The 18,046-nt window shown below is 70.3% G+C and carries 19 protein-coding genes; 3 read left to right on the forward strand and 16 right to left on the reverse strand.

Annotated elements, in window-relative coordinates; genetic code table 11:
- Positions 1-144 precede the first annotated feature (144 nt).
- The 7 genes from fdxA to FFK22_RS36810 are packed head-to-tail and all read right to left on the reverse strand — an operon-like array spanning position 145 to position 6,609.
- Positions 145-495 carry a ferredoxin gene (gene fdxA, locus FFK22_RS36780; protein WP_138892855.1) on the reverse strand — a complete coding sequence of 117 codons (351 nt, stop codon included), beginning with the start codon at positions 493-495 and terminating at the stop codon, positions 145-147.
- 16 nt (positions 496-511) lie between these two features.
- Positions 512-1,288, reverse strand: a complete 777-nt coding sequence (locus FFK22_RS36785; RefSeq protein WP_138892856.1) for an enoyl-CoA hydratase-related protein — start codon at positions 1,286-1,288, stop codon at positions 512-514.
- Entirely contained in the window at positions 1,285-2,481 is a 1,197-nt protein-coding gene (locus FFK22_RS36790; protein WP_138892857.1) for a CaiB/BaiF CoA-transferase family protein, read from the reverse strand. Before FFK22_RS36790 ends, FFK22_RS36785 begins: the two co-directional genes overlap by 4 nt.
- A 9-nt stretch (positions 2,482-2,490) precedes the next feature.
- Complete coding sequence (locus FFK22_RS36795; RefSeq protein ID WP_138892858.1) at positions 2,491-3,846, reverse strand: FAD-dependent oxidoreductase; 1,356 nt, start codon at positions 3,844-3,846, stop codon at positions 2,491-2,493.
- Between the two features lie 47 nt (positions 3,847-3,893).
- Positions 3,894-4,739 carry an ABC transporter permease gene (locus FFK22_RS36800; protein WP_221939138.1) on the reverse strand — a complete coding sequence of 282 codons (846 nt, stop codon included), beginning with the start codon at positions 4,737-4,739 and terminating at the stop codon, positions 3,894-3,896.
- On the reverse strand, positions 4,739-5,557 hold the full coding sequence (locus FFK22_RS36805) for an ABC transporter ATP-binding protein (protein ID WP_138892859.1): 819 nt from the start codon (positions 5,555-5,557) through the stop codon (positions 4,739-4,741). Before FFK22_RS36805 ends, FFK22_RS36800 begins: the two co-directional genes overlap by 1 nt.
- Positions 5,558-5,571: 14 nt before the next feature.
- The gene (locus tag FFK22_RS36810; RefSeq protein ID WP_186002865.1) at positions 5,572-6,609 is read right to left on the reverse strand and encodes an ABC transporter substrate-binding protein; all 1,038 of its coding nucleotides are present in this window, start codon (positions 6,607-6,609) and stop codon (positions 5,572-5,574) included.
- A 215-nt stretch (positions 6,610-6,824) separates the two neighbouring features.
- On the opposite strand from FFK22_RS36810, the gene FFK22_RS36815 reads away from it, so the two are divergent.
- Positions 6,825-7,754: a LysR family transcriptional regulator gene (locus FFK22_RS36815; protein ID WP_138892860.1), complete on the forward strand. Its 930-nt coding sequence runs from the start codon at positions 6,825-6,827 to the stop codon at positions 7,752-7,754.
- Positions 7,755-7,869: 115 nt separating this feature from the next.
- Here FFK22_RS36815 and FFK22_RS36820 read toward each other — a convergent pair whose 3' ends face one another.
- Together FFK22_RS36820 and FFK22_RS36825 are read right to left on the reverse strand one after the other, a co-directional pair.
- Positions 7,870-8,400 carry a 4-vinyl reductase gene (locus FFK22_RS36820; RefSeq protein ID WP_138892861.1) on the reverse strand — a complete coding sequence of 177 codons (531 nt, stop codon included), beginning with the start codon at positions 8,398-8,400 and terminating at the stop codon, positions 7,870-7,872.
- Between the two features lie 2 nt (positions 8,401-8,402).
- The gene (locus FFK22_RS36825; RefSeq protein WP_138892862.1) at positions 8,403-9,686 is read right to left on the reverse strand and encodes an amidohydrolase family protein; all 1,284 of its coding nucleotides are present in this window, start codon (positions 9,684-9,686) and stop codon (positions 8,403-8,405) included.
- Between the two features lie 170 nt (positions 9,687-9,856).
- Between FFK22_RS36825 and FFK22_RS36830 the strand changes: the two genes are divergently transcribed.
- Positions 9,857-10,558: a GntR family transcriptional regulator gene (locus FFK22_RS36830; protein ID WP_138892863.1), complete on the forward strand. Its 702-nt coding sequence runs from the start codon at positions 9,857-9,859 to the stop codon at positions 10,556-10,558.
- A 207-nt stretch (positions 10,559-10,765) separates the two neighbouring features.
- Here the strand turns inward: FFK22_RS36830 and FFK22_RS36835 are convergent, their stop codons facing one another.
- The 4 genes from FFK22_RS36835 to FFK22_RS36850 all read right to left on the reverse strand — a co-directional run bounded on the left by FFK22_RS36835 (position 10,766) and on the right by FFK22_RS36850 (position 14,858).
- Positions 10,766-11,887, reverse strand: coding sequence for a M20 family metallopeptidase (locus tag FFK22_RS36835; protein ID WP_138892864.1), 1,122 nt, complete (start codon positions 11,885-11,887; stop codon positions 10,766-10,768).
- Between the two features lie 187 nt (positions 11,888-12,074).
- Entirely contained in the window at positions 12,075-13,106 is a 1,032-nt protein-coding gene (locus FFK22_RS36840) for an extracellular solute-binding protein (protein WP_138892865.1), read from the reverse strand.
- Between the two features lie 34 nt (positions 13,107-13,140).
- Entirely contained in the window at positions 13,141-13,986 is an 846-nt protein-coding gene (locus FFK22_RS36845; protein WP_138892866.1) for an ABC transporter permease, read from the reverse strand.
- Positions 13,983-14,858 (reverse strand): ABC transporter permease, encoded by an 876-nt coding sequence (locus tag FFK22_RS36850; RefSeq protein ID WP_138892867.1) that lies wholly within the window; start codon positions 14,856-14,858, stop codon positions 13,983-13,985. Before FFK22_RS36850 ends, FFK22_RS36845 begins: the two co-directional genes overlap by 4 nt.
- A 363-nt stretch (positions 14,859-15,221) precedes the next feature.
- Here FFK22_RS36850 and FFK22_RS36855 point away from each other — a divergent pair, with 363 nt between their 5' ends.
- The gene (locus tag FFK22_RS36855; protein ID WP_138892868.1) at positions 15,222-15,419 is read left to right on the forward strand and encodes a hypothetical protein; all 198 of its coding nucleotides are present in this window, start codon (positions 15,222-15,224) and stop codon (positions 15,417-15,419) included.
- A 36-nt stretch (positions 15,420-15,455) separates the two neighbouring features.
- On the opposite strand, the gene FFK22_RS36860 is transcribed toward FFK22_RS36855, so the two are convergent.
- The 3 genes from FFK22_RS36860 to FFK22_RS36870 all read right to left on the reverse strand — a co-directional run.
- Positions 15,456-16,346, reverse strand: a complete 891-nt coding sequence (locus FFK22_RS36860; RefSeq protein WP_138892869.1) for a BadF/BadG/BcrA/BcrD ATPase family protein — start codon at positions 16,344-16,346, stop codon at positions 15,456-15,458.
- Positions 16,347-16,350: 4 nt separating this feature from the next.
- The gene (locus FFK22_RS36865) at positions 16,351-17,355 is read right to left on the reverse strand and encodes an SIS domain-containing protein (RefSeq protein WP_138892870.1); all 1,005 of its coding nucleotides are present in this window, start codon (positions 17,353-17,355) and stop codon (positions 16,351-16,353) included.
- Positions 17,356-17,399: 44 nt separating this feature from the next.
- Positions 17,400-18,046 (reverse strand): GntR family transcriptional regulator (locus tag FFK22_RS36870; protein WP_143956922.1); only part of this gene is annotated, 647 nt, incomplete at its 5' end.

Consider the following 18,046-nt stretch of genomic DNA (forward strand, 5'->3'; position numbering starts at 1 on the left):
CGGCGTAGAACGTCCGCGCTGCGAAGGCCGTTTCGCGGAGACGGCTTCACCGCCTGCGGGTGCAAAAGCTGGATCGACGCCGGCCGACGCGGCGGCGATCGAGCGTGTCGACCATGCCGCACGGTCGGGCAGCCGACGCCGGCGCTACAGGTCTCGGCCGACGATCGCGGTGCCGCGGACACGTTCCGCGACCTCCGGATGGTCCAGGGCGCTGACATGCCTCGCATCGGCGCCGCCGGGGGCGCCCCACCCGGTCACGGCCGGACCGAAGAACTCGGCGTTGGCGGCGCGGAACCCCTCCTCCGCCGCCGGCAGCTCGTCATCGGCGAAGATCGCCTGCACCGGGCAGACCGACAGGCAGATGCCGCAATCGATGCATTCCTCGGGGTGGATGTACATCATCCGCCCGCCCTCATAGATGCTGTCGACCGGGCACACCTTCTGGCAGGCGCCGTCCTTCACGTCGATGCAGGCCGAGGCGATGATGTGGGTCATGACGGGCGCCGCCCCCTCACCGCCCCTGCCAGCGTGGCGGGCGCTTTTCCTGGAAGGCGCGCACGCCCTCCTCCTGGTCTGCCGACCGCAGCGCCTCGACCAGGGCCGGCAGGCGCAGCGCCTGGGCCTGGGCGGCGGTCAGCCCGGCCCCGGCCCGGACCATCTGCTTGATCGCCCGCACCGACAGCGGTGCGCAGGCCAGGATCTCGGCGACCCAGCGGTCGACCGCGGCGTCCAACGCCTCCGGCGCCGCGACCTCGTTGACCAGCCCCAGCCGCAGCGCCTCCTCGGCGCCGATGCGGCGGCCGGTCAGCAAGAGGCCCATGGCCTGGACATGGCTCAGCCGCCGCGGCAGCAGGGCGATGCCGCCATCCAGCGCCAGCCGGCCGACGCGCGGCTCCGGCAGGCCGAAGCTGGCGCCGGACGAGGCCACGACGATGTCGCAGCCCAGCACCATCTCCATGCCGCCGCCCAGCGCATGGCCGTTGACCCGGGCGATCACCGGGATATCCAGCGTCTCGCGCAGGGCGATGCCGCCGAAGCCGCCCGGCCGCGGCGCGGCCCAGTACTCCAGTCCGCTGACGCCCGACCCGTCCTTCATGTCGGCGCCGGTGCAGAACGCGCGGTCGCCGGCCCCGGTCAGGACCACGGCGCGGATCGACCGGTCGCGCTCGATCGCCTCCCAGATCCGGATCAGCTCCGCCTCGGTCGCCCGGTCGACCGCGTTCATTCGGTCGGGCCGGTCGAGGGTGATGCGGGCGATCTCGCCCTCGATGGTGAAGCGCACGGTCATGACAGCACCCCTGCCTCGCGCAGCGCCCGGATCCGCGACGCCGGGAAGCCGGCCTCAGCCAGCACGGCGTCGCCGTCGGCGCCCAGCGCCGGCGGGGCGTGGCGGATGCGGAAGGCCGACGGGTCCATGGTCAGCGGCGTGCCGACCAGCGCCAGCGGGTCGCCCGGCTCATGCGACACCACACTGCCATTGGCCTTGGTCTGCTCATGCACCAGCGCGTCGGACAGCTTCAGGACGGGGGCGCAGAGCAGGTCCTGCTCGTCCAGCCGGGCCAGCCAGTGCTCGGTCGTATTCGTGGCGAAGCGCTCGCGGAACAGCGCCTGCAGCTCGGCCTTGTGCTTCACTTGGCCGGCGAAGTCGGCGGTGCGCGGATCGGCCGACAGGTCCGGTAGGCCCAGTGCTGTGCAGATGTCGCGCAGCGGGTTGGCCTTGAAGGCGCCGACCAGGACGACGGCGCCGTCGGTGGTCGGGAAGGCGCCGGTCAGCGGATAGGCGCCCCAGCTGAAGTCGCGGCCGCGCTGCAGCCACATCGCCGCCTCCTGCATCTGCATCGCGAGCATGGATTCGAACAGCGACACCGAGACCTGCTGGCCGCGGCCGGTCTTCTCCCGCTGCAGCAGCGCCAGCAGGATCGCCTGCACCAGATGCATGCCGGCGGAATAGTCGCACAGCGAGGTGGCGTAGATGGTCAGCGGCTCGTCGTCGTTGCACTTCCGCAGCATCACGCCGGACAGGGCCTGGGCCAGGATGTCCTGGCCGCCCTTGTAGGCCAGCGGCCCGGCCTGGCCGAAGCCGGAACCGAAGGCGCAGATGATGCGCGGGTTGATCTCCGCCAGCCGGGCATAGCCGAAGCCCATCCGCTCCATCACCCCGGCGCGGAAATTGTTGACCACGATGTCGGCGCCGCGCACCAGCTCGTACACGACCTGCTTGCCCTCGTCGCCGCGCAGGTCCAGCGCGATCGACCGCTTGTTGCGGTTCAGGCTGCGGAACACCGGGTTGTTCGGCCCGTCCGGATCGTCCGGGATCGAGCTGCGCGACAGGTCGCCGGCGCCCGGCCGCTCGATCTTGATCACGTCGGCGCCGTAATCGGCCAGCACCTGGGTGGCGCTGGGGCCGAGCATGACCTGGGAGAAGTCGATCACCCGGATGCCGGACAGCGGCTGGATCCCGTCGCTCTGCATGCTGCTCATGCCCCTTCCCTATTCCGCGGCTTCCGCCACCTGCGCATTGGCCGCCGGCCGGTCGCCCGGATCGGCCCCCTGGGCCCGCAGCGTAGCCTGCAGCCGGGCGACGTCCACCCGGTCAACGGTGACGCCGGCCTGCAGCGCCAGCGCCGCCGCCACGCCGGCGGCCTCGCCCATCGCCATGCAGGGCGGGATCTCGCGCGAGATGCGCTGCGCGGCCGAGGTGGCGGAATAGTGCCGGCCGGCGACCAGCAGTTGCGCCACGTCGCGCGGCAGCAGCGAGCGGTAGGGGGTGTAGTAGTCGCGGCCGCGGGCGATGCTGTCGGCGAAGTGGCGGCGCTGGGTCACATCCTCCTTCGACACGACATGGACGCCGTCCAGCAGCCGGCTCTGGCGCACGCCGACCTGCGGCGCCACGTCGACGATGAAGGCGTTCTCGAAGCCGGGCATCTTCTCCCGCGCATAGGCCAGCAGCGCGGCGATGCGGTCGCGGCCCTGGAAGTCCGCGCGGGTCAGGTCGTCGACCTTCAGCCCGTCGAACCCGGCCATGTGCGGGCAGTTGCACCAGACCACGCCGGCCAGCGGCGTCTTCAGCCACCACTTGTCCCACGACCCGCCCATGATCCGCTTGGCCTCGCGGTCCAGCGCGGCGAAGGCCTCCGGCTCCTCGTATTCGAAACGCTCGGCCGCCGCGGTGTCGACGCCGCCGAGGCGGAACACGGTGGTGACGATGAAAGCGCCCTGGATGAAGGGCGCGCCGGCCGAGGCGGCGACGTCGAGGTCGCCGGTGGCGTCGACCACCGCCGATCCCATGATCGCCTGGCGGCCTTCCTTGCTGTCGCAGATCACGCCGGTGATGCGGCCATCCTCGACGATGGCGCGGGAGAACCAGCTGTGCAGGCGCAGATTGACCCCGGCCTCGCGCACCAGGTCATTGGCCACGCGCTTGTAGCCGTCGGGGTCGAAGGCGGCGGCGTAGCAGATCGGCTGCGGCTTCATGTGGGAGTGGAAGTCGAACACGCCCCAGCGCGACCATTTCCGCCACATCGCCGGGTCCGACCGCCGGTCGGCCTCGGGCGGGGCGACGCACAGGCCGATCCGCTCCATCCGGTCGATCATCTCGCCGCACAGGCCGCGGACGCTGATCTCGTCGCCATTGCTCATGTCGTCCAGCACCAGGACCATGCCGCCCGAGGCCAGGCCGCCGAGATAGGCGTAGCGTTCGAGCAGGATCACCGACAGGCCGTTGCGGGCAGCGGCGACGGCGGCGGAGATGCCGGCCGGCCCGCCGCCGACGACGACGAGGTCGGCGCGCGCCACGACCGGGATGCGGCCTTCGGGTTCGACAATGGTGTCAGGCGTCGTGGCCATGCTGATGGCTCCGCAATGAGGTCGGGAGGTGGGGGTCGCGCGCTGGGTCAGGCGGCGCGAACGTTCCATTTCAGGAAGCGATGCTCGGCCCAGCTGATCACGCCGAAGAAGGTCGCCGAGAACACCGAGCCGACGACGATGGTGGCGTAGAGCAGCGGCGAGTCGAAGTTGTAGGTCGCCTGGATGATCAGGGCGCCGATGCCCTTGGTGGCGCCGATCCATTCGCCGACGATGGCGCCGATCACCGCGGTCGAGGCCGCGATCTTCAGGGCCGAGAACAGGTAGGGCAGCGCGTTCTTCAGGCGCAGCTTGACGAACACCTCGCGCGGCGAGGCCGACAGGATGCGCATCAGCTCCAGTTGTTGCGGGCTGACGTCGCGCAGGCCGCGGGTCATGTTGACCAGGGTCGGGAAGAAGCAGATCAGCGCCGCGATGGCGATCTTCGGCTCCATGCCGTTGCCCAGCAGCAGCACCAGGATCGGCGCCTTGGCCACCACCGGGATGGTGTTGATCATCACCGCCACCGGGAAGAACGCCTCCTCCAGCGTCCGCTTCCAGACGAAGGCGACGGCGATCAGGATCGCCGCGGCATTGCCCAGCAGGAAGCCCAGCACCGCCTCGATCGCGGTCGGCACCAGGTTCGACAGCAGCATGCCGGATTTGGCGACCAGCACCTTGGCCACGGCGCTGGGCGCCGGGGCGATGAAGGGCTTGATGCCGAACAGCGGCACCGCGATCTCCCACAGCACCAGGATCGCGGCCACGGCCAGGACCGGCAGAAGCCGGCGGCGCCAGGCCAGGAAGCGCTGCGTGCCGGCGAAGGCGGCCTGGGCCTCGGCATCCTCGGCGAAGGCGCCGGCCATGGGCAAGGTGTCGGTGGCGGGCGCGACCATCAGCAGGCCTCCAGCACGCGCCGCAGCCGGGCGGCGAGGTCGACGAACTCCCGGGTCTCGCGCACCGGGATGCGGCGCGGCGACGGCAGGTCGACCGGCACCAGCTCGCGCACCCGGCCGGGCCGGGCCGCCAGCAGCAGCACCTCCTGGCCCAGGAAGGCGGCTTCGTAGATCGAATGGGTGACGAACAGGATGGTCGTCCCCGTCTCCTCCCACACCCGCAGCAGCTCCTCGTTCAGCCGGTCGCGGGTGATCTCGTCGAGCGCGCCGAAGGGCTCGTCCATCAGCAGCAGCTTCGGGTCGTTGGCCAGCGCCCGGGCGATCGAGACGCGCTGGCGCATGCCGCCCGACAGCTCATGCGGGAAGGCGTTCTCCCAGCCGTCCAGCCCGACCAGTTGCAGCAGCTCGCGCGGGCTGCGCTTGCCAGGACGGGCGCGGCCGACCTCGAGCGGCAGCTCGACATTCTGCAGCGCCGTGCGCCAGGGCAGCAGCGCCGCGTCCTGGAACACGAAGCCGATGTCGCGCCGCTCCCGCGCCGCCGAGGCGGTGCCGCCGAGCACGCGGACCGCGCCACGGGTCGGCGGGATCAGGTCGGCCACCACCCGCAGCAGGGTGGACTTGCCGCAGCCGGATGGGCCCAGCAGGGTAACGAAGCCGCCGGGCCGGACCGCCAGGTCGATGCCCTCCAGCGCGGTCACGGTGCCGCGTTCGGTGGTGAAGCGGACCGTCACCCGGTCCAGGCGGATGGCGGGCTCCGCGGCCGGGGCGGCGGCGGGCGGATCGCTACGGACCGCGCAGTCCAGGGCGATGGCCGGCATGAGCGTGCCTCCCCTCAGCCGATCTTCGGGCGGTTGTCGCGGGTGGCGTCCAGCACCGCGGTCGTCATCACCGCGTCGATCGGCGGCGTGCCGGCGGAGAACTGGCCGAGCCCGGCATAGAGGTCGATCTGCTCCTGCCACACCGCGGGGTCGAAGCAGCCCCAGCCATCCTGCTTCGTCTTCTCGGTGAAGACGTAGTCGAGCAGGGTCTTGCAGGCCGCCAGTTCGTCCTCGCGCACCGCATCCGGATATTCCTGCAGGAACAGGTCGACCGCCTGCTCCGGATTCTGGCGGGCATATTGCCAGCCGCGGCCGGCGGCGCGCAGGAAGCCGGCCAGCAGGTCGCCCTGGCCCTCGATGGTCTCGGCGGTGGCGTAATAGGGCATGGCGTAGAGGCGCACGCCCTGGTCCCACAGCCGCATGGTGATCATGTCGGGGCCGAGGACCTTGAGCGCGGTGCGGTTGGTTTCCCACCCGGTGATGCAGTCGACCTGGCCGGTCAGCAGCGGCGACATGTCGGCGCCGATCACCACGACCTCGACATCGCCCTCGGCGATGCCGTGCTTGCGCAGCAGCGCGGAGAGCAGGATCCGGCCGGTGGCCTGGACCCCGACCTTCTTCCCGGCCATGTCCTGCGGCGAGCGGACCGGCGCCGCCGGCAGCGAGAAGAAGCTGTAGGGGTGCTGCTGCGCCCCGACGGCGAAGCATTTCACCGGGATGCCCTGCGACGCCGCCAGCAGCAGCGACGGGCTGGAGGAGACCTGGCCGATCTCGAACCGGCCGGAGGCGACGATAGCGACGCCGTCGATGCTGGGCCCACCCGGCTGGATCGCGAAGTCGATCTTCTCCTCGTCGAAATAGCCGAGGCGCTTGGCCACGATCTCGCCGAGCTGGTTGTCGTTGGCCAGCCAGCCGAGCTGCATGTTGACCGCGCGGGTGCCGGAATCGGACCGGGCCAGGCCGGGGATCACCGTCGGGCAGGCCAGCCCGCCGGCCAGCGCCATGCCGGTCTTCAGCAGCTGTCGCCGGCTGGCGGAGAGCGTCAATGCCATGAAGCCATCTCCTTCTTCGGGGTCGCGTTGGACCCGGAGCTTCCCTGCCGATGCGGCTCTTGGCGGTGTCGCTCGTCGTGGCTTCCTGGGGCGACGCGTCCGCGCTCGGATCGACAACTTTAGGGGTGCTTCGGCGCGCTTCGGAAGAATAGAATTTCGCGCGAGGTGATGCCTTTTCGGCATCACCCAGAAGCAGGCTTCAGGGGGCGACCGGCATGCATGCGGTGGTGCTGCGCTATCTCGACCATGTCGCGCGGCTGGGATCGATCCGGCGGGCGGCGGAGGCGCTGAACGTTGCCTCCTCCGCCGTCAACCGGCAGATCCTGAAGCTGGAGGCGGAAATCGGTGCGGCACTGTTCGAGCGGCGCGGCAATGGCGTCCGCCTGACCCCGGCGGGCGAGCACCTGCTGCGCCACGCCCGGCACACCCTGGCGGAGTGGCAGCGTACCTGCAGCGACATCGCCGCCCTGTCCGGCGACCTGCATGGCGAGGTGCGGATCGTGGCGATCCCGTCGCTGCTGGTGCGGGTGGTGCCGCGGGCGATCGAGGCGGTGGCGACGCAGCACCCGCACATCGCCTTCCGCGTCATCGACGCCGACCCGGCCGAGCATGTCGAGGAGATGCGGGCCGGGCGGCCGGATCTGGCGCTGCTGTTCATCGACCGGCGCCAGCGCAGCTATGAGCTGACAGCCCGGCTGAGCACCGCGCTGGGCGCGATCATGCGGCCGGACCATCCGCTGGCCTCGGCCGCCGGCGTCACCCTGACGCAATGCGCCGACTACCCGGTGGTGATGCTGAACGACCCCTGGCTGCTGGACGCGGTGTCGGAGAGCGAGTTCATCCACAGCGGCGCCCGGTTCAACGCCCGCATCCTGTCGAACTCGCTGACCGTGATGAAGGCGGCGATGCGCTCCGGCCTCGGCATCGGCTTCTTCACCCCGACCGGCTTTGTCGACGAGCTGCGGCGCGGCGAGCTGATCTGCGTGCCCCTGATGGAGCCGGGCCTGGCCGGCAGCGAGATCGGCCTGTTCGTCCACCGCGATCGCGCCACCGCGCTGCACATCCAGGTGCTGGCCGCGGAGCTGGACCGGCAGTTGCACAGCCTGGCAGAGGACATCGCCGGCATGGGCCGCCCCGTCCCCTGACGTGATCGGCTAGCGGCGGCCCCTACCCCCTCGACTGTCGGCGCAGGTTCAAATCAGGGACTTGCGGCCGATGATCCCCGCGACGACTGGAGCACTCGTTTCTGGACTTGGCTGGTTAGTCCCGGCCGACGCCGAATTCGAAGCGGCAGCGGTCATGGCCCTGGGCGGCGCATTGCGTCTCCTGGCAGCCGACGGCGGCCCCTGCGCCGGCATCGCCCAGCAGGTGCCGCAGCGCCCCGGTCATGAAGCCTTCGAACATGGTGCAGACCGGCCGGCCCGCCCCCGGCCCGTATTCCAGGGCGAAGACCGAGGCGGACAGGGCGATGCGGCCCTGCCCGGTCGCGGCGTCGAGATGCTCGACCTCGAACCGCCCCCAGCCGCGCTGCGACAGCCGCTGGAAATAGCGGCGCACAATCTGCTCCGGGCCCAGCCCCAGGCTGCGGGCCTGGACCGCGCACCAGTGCACGGCCGAGGCCTCGGTGGCCGGGCGCAGGATCGCCCGGTACGGCTCGATGCCCATCGCCGCCTCCACCGCCCGGTGGTTGTTCACCAGGAAGTGGCGCGGCAGATAGACCATGGGCAGGTCGTCGGTGCGCCAGATCCCGGTCTCGGGATCGACGTCGATCGGCACTTCGGGCGCCGCCATGGTCAGGCGGCGACCGCGCCCTGGGACGACCGGCTAAGCACCGCCGAGGCGTCCTTGTACAGCGCCCCGTCCTTCATGATCACCAGCAGGTTCTTCTCGTGCACCATCATGTCGAGGTCCTGCAGCGGGTCGCCGTCGACCAGCAGCAGGTCGGCGATGTAGCCGTCCTTGACCTCGCCCAGCTCGCCCTTCAGCCCCATCACCTCGCCGCCGATCCGGGTGCCGCAGACCAGCGCCTCGCTGGGGCTGTAGCCGAGCAGGTCGACGAAATGCTTGAGGTCGCGGGCGTTCTGGCCCTGCGGCGTCTGGGCGAAGCCGTAATCGCCGCCGATCAGCACCCGCACGCCGCGCTTGCGCAGCTCCTGGTAGACGGCGCGGCTGGTGTCCAGCACCCGTTGCATGCCGATGTTCAGCGCGAATTCGCGGGTGAAGCCGAACGGCTCGCCCTCATGCAGCGTGGCGTAGATGATGCCGATCGCCGGGCCGACGAAGATCCTGTCCTTCGCCGATTCCAGCATGTCGATCGCTTCGGTGTCGGCGGATTCGCAGTGATAGATCACATCGACGCCGCAGCGCACCGCGCGCTTCACCGATTCCGCCGCGCGGGCATGGCAGTTGATCTTCTTGCCGAAGTCGCGCGCCACCGCCACCGCCATGCGGACCTCGTCCTCGCGCATCACCGTGGCGCCGCCGCCGGCCTTCGGGCCCAGGTCGTCGCCGGAGATGTTGATCTTGATGTTGTCGACGCCCTCGCGGCAGCACAGCCGCACGGCGCGGGCGATCTCCTCCGGCCCGTCCGCGATCATGCCGAAGCTCTCATAGTACATGTGCTGCTTGCGCTCGTCCCCGAGGCCGCCGGTGACCGTGATCTCCGGGCTGCCGGCGCGGATGCGGGGGCCAGGCAGGCGCCCAGCCTCGATCTCGTTGCGGATCACGACGTCCAGCCGCAGCTTCGAGGTGGCGGCGCTGTAGGCGCTGGTGAAGCCGTGGTCCAGCAGCGTCTTGGCGTTGCGCATGGTCAGGAGGACGTGTTCCTCGGGCGGGATGTTGCCGAGGTCGCTGTCGTTCACCGCGCCGCCGAAGGAGATGTGGGCGTGGCCTTCGACCAGCCCCGGCATCAGCGTCCGCCCCTTGCAGTCGATCGACTGGGCGCCGTCGGCGACCAGCTGGCCCGGGGTGCGGGCGACGCTGCGGATGCGGCTGCCCTCGACCAGGACGTCGCCCGGAAAGGCGTCGGCGCCGCTGCCGTCCCAGACCACGGCGTTGCGGAAGATGACCCGGTTCATCGCGGCTCCCCTGTCTTCACTGCGCGGCCGGTGGCCCAGCTTTCCTGGGACAATGTCGCCGATCCATATATCAGTCAACGGATAATATATTTTATTGACCGCCACCAGATCGGCTTCGATAATCCAGGATGACGACGTCCAATCCTGAGGCGCCCCAGGCACAAGGCATCATGGCCCGAGACCCAACGCTCAATCGGACCCAAGGCGCCTATGAGGCCCTGCGCGCGGATCTGCTGTCCTGCCGCATCCTTCCCGGCAGCCGCCTGAAGATCCAGGAGCTGTGCGTCCGCTTCGCCGTCAGCCTGGGCGCGATCCGCGAGGCGCTGTCGCGCCTGACCTCGGAAGGGCTGGTGGTGGCCGAGCCGCAGCGCGGCTTCCGCGCCGCGCCGATCTCCGCCGCCGACCTGCAGGACCTGACGAACGCGCGGATCGAGCTGGAGACGCTGTGCCTGCGCCGCGCCATCCGCCTCGGCGACGTGCATTGGGAATCGAAGCTGGTCGCCGCCACCCACCGGCTGTCGCGCACGCCGGAGCGCGACCCCGGCGACCCGGAGCGGATCAACGACGACTGGGCGGAGGCGCATGCCGCCTTCCACCGCGCCCTGGTCGAGGGCTGCGACAGCGCCTGGCTGATGCGGCTGCGCGGCCAACTCTACGACCAGAGCGAGCGCTACCGCCGGATCTCGGTGCCGCTGACCCGCAGCACCCGCAACATCGAGCAGGAGCACCAGCAGATCGTGAAAGCGACGCTGGACCGCGACGCCGACGCGGCCGCATCGCTGCTGGCCGCCCATCTGCAGGCCACCGCCACCATCCTGCTCTCCGCCGCCGCCAGCGACGAGATGCGGATGGTGGAAGAGGTGGAGGGGTAAGAGCGCTACCCGGGCCTTACTCCCAGACCGTCATTGCGAGTTTAGCACCGGCCGGAGGCCGACCCGCCCTTGATGTAACGAGCCGCCTGAGCGGTCAGTTACTTGTTAGCGCAGCGAAGCAATCCAGGGGCCGGTGCGCACCGGCCCCTGGATTGCTTCGTCGGCTTCGCCTCCTCGCAATGACGGTAGGGAAAACAGTGTGCTCCCCTACACTCCCATCCACTGCCGGCCGATCTCGGTGTAGAGCCCGACCGCGGCCTCGATCTTCGACACCAGGCAGTATTCGTCGGTCTTGTGCGCCATCGTCGGCTCGCCGGGGCCGAGGATCACCACCGGCACGCCGCCCATCGCCGGCGCCAGCACCGAGGCATCGGTGAAGAAGGCGGCACCCTTCGGGTCGATGCGCCGGCCGGCCGCGCGCTCGCACAGGTCAAACACGCCGCTGACCCATTCGTCCTGCGGGCTGCTGGCGACGGCGCCGACATCGACGATGCGCGACAGCTCCGCCCCCTCGCCCAGCACCGCCTCGACCTCGCGGCGGATGGCGTCGTTCGACTGGCCGGGGACGGTGCGGATGTCGATCTGCACCTCGGCCCGGTCCGGCACCGAATTGACGTTCAGCCCGCCCTGGAAGGTGCCGACATTGATCGACGGCCCGCCGAGATGGACGTGGGGCCGGGCGTCGAAGCTGTGCTCGGCCAGGCGCAGCACGCCCCGCGCCGCCTTGTAGACGGCGTTGTCGCCCTGCTCGGGCATCGAGCCATGGGCGGTGACGCCGTGGAAGGCGGCGCGCAGCCACAGCGCGCCGCGATGGCCGATCATCGGCAGGTTCGCCGTCGGCTCCCCCACCACCAGCGCGCCGGCCGCCGGCAGGGCGCCGGCGATCCCGGCCAGGTGGCGGGCGCCGTCGCAGCCGGTCTCCTCCCCCGCCGTCAGCACCAGCGCCAGGCCGGCGCGCCGGCCCGGCAGCCGGGCGAGCTCGACCGCCGCCGCCACCATCGCCGCGACGCCGGCCTTCATGTCGCTGGAGCCGCGGCCGTACAGCCGGTCGCCGTCGATCTCGGCGGCGAAGGGATCACGGGTCCAGGGTGCTGCGCCCAGCGGCACGGTGTCGAGATGGCCGGTGAAGCACAGCGGCGCGCCCTCGCCGTCCAGCGTGGCGACGACATTGGTCCGCCCCTCGCCCATCGGATGTGTTGCGACGGCGAAGCCCGCCGCCTCCAGCACCCGCCCCGCCAGCGCGACGCAGGGCTGCTCCCCGCCCGGCGGATTGATCGACCGCAGCCGGACCAGGTCGCGCGTCAGCGCGACGGCGGAGGGGGTAGTCATGATTCAAGCCTCGTCAGTCGGCAGGGAGCTTACACCAGCACCCGAAATAGTAACCCGTCATGGCGAGGCGCGCAGCGCCGTGGCCATCCAGGGGCCGGTGCGAGCGGCCCTGGATGGCCACGCCCCTGCGGGGCTCGCCATGACGGGGAAAAGAGACCGAAGGGCCGATCTCAAAAGGCCGTCGGAACTACTGCCGGAGACGCGTCCAGATCCGATCATAGGCCCGTGTCGCCTTCTCCGGGCAGGAGGGGGCGAAGGTAATTTTGAGATCCTTCGGCGGGTTGAACTCGGGCGAGGACCCCAGCGCCGCCGGCAGCAGCGCATTGGAGCCGATCACCGCGGTCTGGTAGCCGGAGAAGGCCGATTGCAGGGCGATGTTCTGCGGATCCATCAGGAAGTTCAGGAACGCCTTGGCGTTCTCCAGGTTCGGCGCGCCCTTGGGCACGGCGACATTGTCCATCCAGCCGACCACGCCCTCCTTCGGATAGACATAGGTGACGGTGGATTTCTGCTGACGCGTCGCCTCCGCCTTGCCGGACCATTGCTGGTGCATCGCGGTTTCGCCCGAGACCTGGCGCTCCACCGTGCCGTCGGAGTTGTAGACCTTGACGAAGGGCTTCTGCGCCTCGAGCAGCGCGTCCAGCGCCTTCAGGTCGGTCGGATCGGTGTTGCACTGGGACTTGCCGAGATAGACCAGCGCCAGCGACATCACCTCGCTGGGCGACCCGAACATGCCGATCTTGCCTTGCAGCTCCGGCGGCGGCTCGAACAGCGTCTTCAGGCTGTCATGCGGGCCAGTATAGACAGCTGTATCAACGGAGTAGGAGGTGGTGCCCCAGACCCAGGGCACGCTGTACTTCGCGTCCGGATCCCAGGACCGCTTCTGCCATTCGGGGTCGAGGTTCCTGAAGTTCGGCATGGCGGCGGCGTCCACCGGCTCGAACAGCCCTTGGCTCACGAAGATCGGCACGAAGTCGTTGCTGACCACGATCAGGTCGTAGCCCGAGGCGCCGGAGGTCAGCTTGGCCAGCGCGGTCTCGTTCGAATCATAGGTGTCGATCGAGACCTTGATCCCGGTCTCCTTCTCGAACTTCGCGATCAGCTCCGGCGCGGTGTAGTCGGTCCAGTTGTAGAGGTGCAGCTCGCCCGCCGCCTGCGCCGCGGCCGGCAGGACCAGCGCCAGAGCGGTGCCGGCCAGGATCGATGCCCATGCTCTCATTGTCGTTCTCCGTGTTTGACCTTCGTGTCCTCCCTCACCCCGCGCGTCGATGCCGGCGGCCGAGCAGCAGCGCGGCGCCGACGAAGACCAGCGAGACGGCGAGCAGGATGGTGGAGATGGCGTTGACCTCGGGCGTCACGCCGAGGCGCATCATGCCGTAGACATAGACCGGCAGCGTGGTGGAGCCGGCGCTGGAGACCATCATGCTGATCAGGAAATCGTCGAGCGAGACGACGAAGGCCATGATCGCGCCCGACGCGATGGCCGGAGCCAGCAGCGGCAGGGTGATGCGACGGAACAGCTGCCCCTCGCTGGCGTAGAGGTCGCGCGCCGCCTCCTCCAGCGCGTGGCCCATCTCGCGCAGCCGGGCCTGCACCGGCAGGATGGCGAAGGGGATGCAGAACACGGTGTGGGCGATCATCAGGTTGACCAGCCCGTTGCGCATGCCGATGGCGGAGAAGAACACCAGCGTGGCGATGGCGACGATGATCTCCGGCACCACCAGCGGCAGGGCGATCATCATCGTGACGGCACCGCGGCCGGCGAAGCGGCGCCCCCGCTCCAGCGCCAACGCGCCGGTGACGGCGATGGCGGTCGACGCGATGGTGGCGACCACGGCGATCACCAGGCTGTTCAGCGCGGCGTTGCGGATGTCGTCGTTCTGCGCCACCCGAGCGAACCAGCGCAGGCTGAAGCCCTGCCAGACCGTGACCATGCTGCTGCGGTTGAAGGCGTAGACCACCAGCACCAGGAGGGGCGCGTAGAGGAAGGTCACCATCAGCGCGACATAGGGCGCCAGCCCCGGCGTCCGGCGCCAGTCGAAGGGCCGCACCCTGGCGCGCCGGGCGGGCAGCGGGGCGGCGACGGTGGACACGGTCATGGCCGCAACTCCCGCATCCGGGTCCGGCGCGTCTGCAGCAGCAGCACGGCCAGGATGACGACGGTGATGGCGGTCGACAGCGCGGCGCCGAACGGCCAGTTGCGCGACGAGGTGAACTGCATCTGGATCAGGCTGCCGATCAGCAGGGTCTTGCCGCCGCCCAGCAGGTCCGGCGCCAGGAAGGAGCCGAGGGCCGGGGCGAAGACCAGGGTCGACCCGACCATGGCGCCCGGCCGGGCCAGCGGCCAGACGATGCGGCGGAACACCGCCATCCGGTCGGCATAGAGGTCGTAGGCGGCCTCGACCAGCCGCGGATCCAGCCGCTCCAGCGTCGAGTAGATCGGCAGCACCATGAAGGGCAGGAAGGTGTAGACGAGGCCCAGCAGGATGGCGCCGTCATTGTACAAGAGCGGCAGCGGCTGGCCGATCACGCCCAGGCCGCGCAGGGCCTGATTGGCCACGCCCTCGTCGCGCAGGATCAGGATCCAACAATAGGTGCGGATCAGCGTGTTGATCCAGAACGGCAGGGTGATGACGAACAGCAGCACCCGCCGCCGCGCCTCGCTCTGGCAGACCACGTACCAGGCGATCGGCAAGGCCAGCGCCAGGCAGATCAGCGTGGTGGCGATTGCCAGCCACAGCGACCGCAGGATGATGACGATGTAGTCGGCCGAGAACACCAGGCTGTCGTCGAAGTCGCGCTGGTACAGGAACTGGATGTAGCCATCGAGGCTGAAGGGCGGCGTGACCCCGCCATAGGCGCCGGCGGTCATGAAGGAATAGGCCACGGCGATCGCCATCGGGATCAGCATGAAGATGCCGATGACCAAAGCGGCCGGGGCGATCAGCAGCAGGGTGCGCGACAGTTTCATGGCCGCCCCCGTCAGTGCGTCAGGGCGCGCCCGGTCTTCGGGCGGCTCATAGCGGAACGGTAGGATCGGAAAGTATAGTTGTCAAAATAATATATTTTTCTGTCGAAAATGGGACTCAAAAATCGGTACCGGGATAGAGGGTAGGTGCCAGGCAGCCCATACCGGAAACCGGCGCAACCAGCGGAGTCCCCGTGCCTCCAGAGAGCCACCAATCTTAAATCTTGAGGCTGGTCCTCCATCGTGCGATTGGCGTGCGCTTGCGGTCCAGCTTGGCTATAGGGACGCTACATCTCGCCGAATTATTAATGAAATTGCCTCTCGACATCGCTCCATCAGGAACAAGTCTCTGAAATTGAGGACACTATGCTCAAGGTAGATTGGATTCAGCACGCGGTCGGACACGGCGGATTTCACACCGGAAGCGCCAGCGTGGATAGCGATACTAAGTTCAACTGGATTTTCGACTGCGGCTCACGAAGCACATCGAAGCTCGACATCTTTCTGCAAGATTGGACGAAGCAGAACCAGAAGCCAATCGATTGGCTCTTCATCTTTTCTTGACCGATGGCGCGGCGGAACCGCACTTCGTTCCTGAAGTCACCCCAGCCGGCGACGCGCCAGCAGGACGGCGCCTTCGACCGGCGGGGCGCGCAGCACATGCAGGGCCAGGCCGGGCAGGCGGTCGGCGAGGCCGGCGCGGAAGCCGTCGAGCAGGCGCGGCTGGTTGACGATGACGCTGCCGGCCACCACCACCGCCGGCCCCACCGCGCCGCGGCCGCGGAGTTGCACCACCAGCTCGACCAAGTGCCGGGCGCCGTCGGTGATCACGGCCCGGGCCAGGGCAGAGCCGGCATCGGCGGCGGCGAAGACGGCGCTGGCATGCGGCGCCCAGTTCTCGACCGTCGGGTCGTCATTGACGCGCCGGGCCAGGCGCTCGGCATCGGCAACGCCGAAGGCGGCCAGCAGCGCGCCCAGCAGCCCGTCATCCGGGCCGCCCTGGTCATGGGCCCGCAGCGCCGCCCGGGCCGCCTCGCGCACCAGCGCTGCGGCGCCGCCCTCGTCGCCGATCACGGAGCCCCAGCCGCCGGCGGCCAGGAAGGCCCCGGCGGTATCGGCGCCGACGCCGATCGCGCCGGTGCCGGCGATGATGCCGATGCCCTCGGCCAGCCCGGCCGCGGGCACGATCAGGGCGGCGTCGTTGACCACCGTGGCCGGCAGCCCCTGCCCCGCCAAAGCGTCCTGCAGCGCCGCCGCCGTCGCGGCCCGGTTGACGCCCTGGGCGCCGAGCGCCAGCGCCGCGATCCGGCCCCCCGCCGGACGATGCCGAGCCAGCCGGGCGGCGATCCAGGCGGCCGCCTCGGCCGCGGGCTCGGCCTCCCAATCCTCGCTCGGCTCGACGATGTCGACCAAGCGGGGGCCGCCGACGGCCTCGATCACCAGATGCGTCTTGGTGCCGCCGATATCGAGCGCGGCGAGAAGGTCGGCCATGGCGTCACGCTACCTTGGTGTCGGTGTGGTGGAAGACGAAGGCGTCGGGGTCGATGCCGCGCAGCACCGCCGCCTCGACCGCCAGGCTCTGCATTGCCAGCGCCTCCAGGATGGCGCGCTGGGCGGGCGGCAGTGCCGGCAGGGCCAGGACGCTGAGCCGCGGCTCCTCATCCACCGGCAGGGCGGTCAGCAGGACCGTGTCGTGCCCGGCCCGGGCCAAGGTCCGCGCCAGCGCTGCCTCGCGGTCGTCGCCGATCAGCACATGCGCGGTCTTGCCCGCCGATTCCATCGCGCCGTGCAGGTATTGCCGCGTCGACAGGCCGGTGGCCGGCACCCGCGCCACCTCGCGCAGCAGCAACGCCCCGACCTCGGCCGAGCCGGCAGTGGCCGCCGCGGCGGCATAGTCGACGGCGACGGCCCCGGCCAGCGGCGCCGCCAGGGCCGGGCCACGGGCACGCAGCACCTCGTCCAGCCGCCGGAACGCCGCCGGCAGCTCCGCCCAGGACGGGTCGACGGCGCCGCCGTCCCAGGCCTCGGCGATCATCCCCAGCGCGGCGACGGTCGCGGTGTAGCCGACGGTGGAGGCGTAGCTGTCCGGCAGGTTGCCGAGCGAGACCGCGATCGCCGCCAGATCCGCCAGCGGCGATGGCGCGACATTGACCACGGCGAGGCGCAACCCGGCATCGATCGAGCGCACAGCGGCAAGCGTCTCCGCGCTCTTGCCGCTCTGGGAGACGCCGATCACGGGATGCGACGAGGCCGGAAAGGGCAGCGGGTGCTCGCCCGAGTTCAGGCGCCAGGAATGGATGCCGCGGGACCGCAACGTCCAGACCGCGGCGGCCGAGGCGGCGTGGCTGGCGCCGATGCCGAGGAAGATCGGCCCCGGCCCGGCGAAGGCGCCGCGTGCCTGCCCGTCGCGCAGCTGGCCGCCGAGATGGGCGATCGCCTGCTCCAGCCGGCCGGCCTGCGCCGCCCGGGCCTCGGCGACCAGGATGTATCCTTCGACCAATGTCGTGACTCCTTGGTATTCCGGCCGCGGCGCGCCGCGGGGCGTCAGCCCTCCGGCTTCGCGCCGCGGGCAGGTGGCGCCGCGCGCGAGCGGGAGAAGGCGGTGCGCAGGCGGTAGCGGTCGCCGGCGTAGCGGATGGTGGAGGACAGGAGCGGCCGCCCGGCCGCGTCGACGATCAGCTGGCGCAGCACCAGGACCGGCTTGCCCGGCTCGATCTCCAGATGCCCGGCCAGGGCGGCATCAGCCTCCTGTGCCTCGATCGTCGTCTCCGCCCGGGCTAGGTCGACCCCGCGCTCGAGCAGCAGCCGGAACAGCGAGGCAGTGCTAAAATCGACCCCGTCCAGATCCGGCGCCAGCTGGGCGGCGAAGAAGGAGGTGTCGACCGCCACCGGCACGCCGTCGAGCCGCCGGATGCGATCGAGATGGAACAGCCGGGCGCCAGGGGCGACGCCGAGATCCTCGGCCTCGTCCAGCGTCGCCGGCGCCGCCGCCGCGCGCAGCACGTCCGAGGATGGCGTCAGGCCCAGCCGCGCCGCGGTCTCGCTGAAGGATTCCAGCGTGTTCGGGAACTCCTTCGGCGCGTCGGCCGAGACGTACCAGCCGCGGCCATGCGAGGCGGTCAGCACCCCGGCCTCGACCAGGCTCTGCAGCGCGCGGCGCAGGGTGACCCGGCTGATCGACAGCCGGGCCA

Origin of the sequence: Mycobacterium sp. KBS0706, from assembly GCF_005938675.2 — a bacterium.
Lineage (GTDB): Bacteria > Pseudomonadota > Alphaproteobacteria > DSM-16000 > Inquilinaceae > Inquilinus.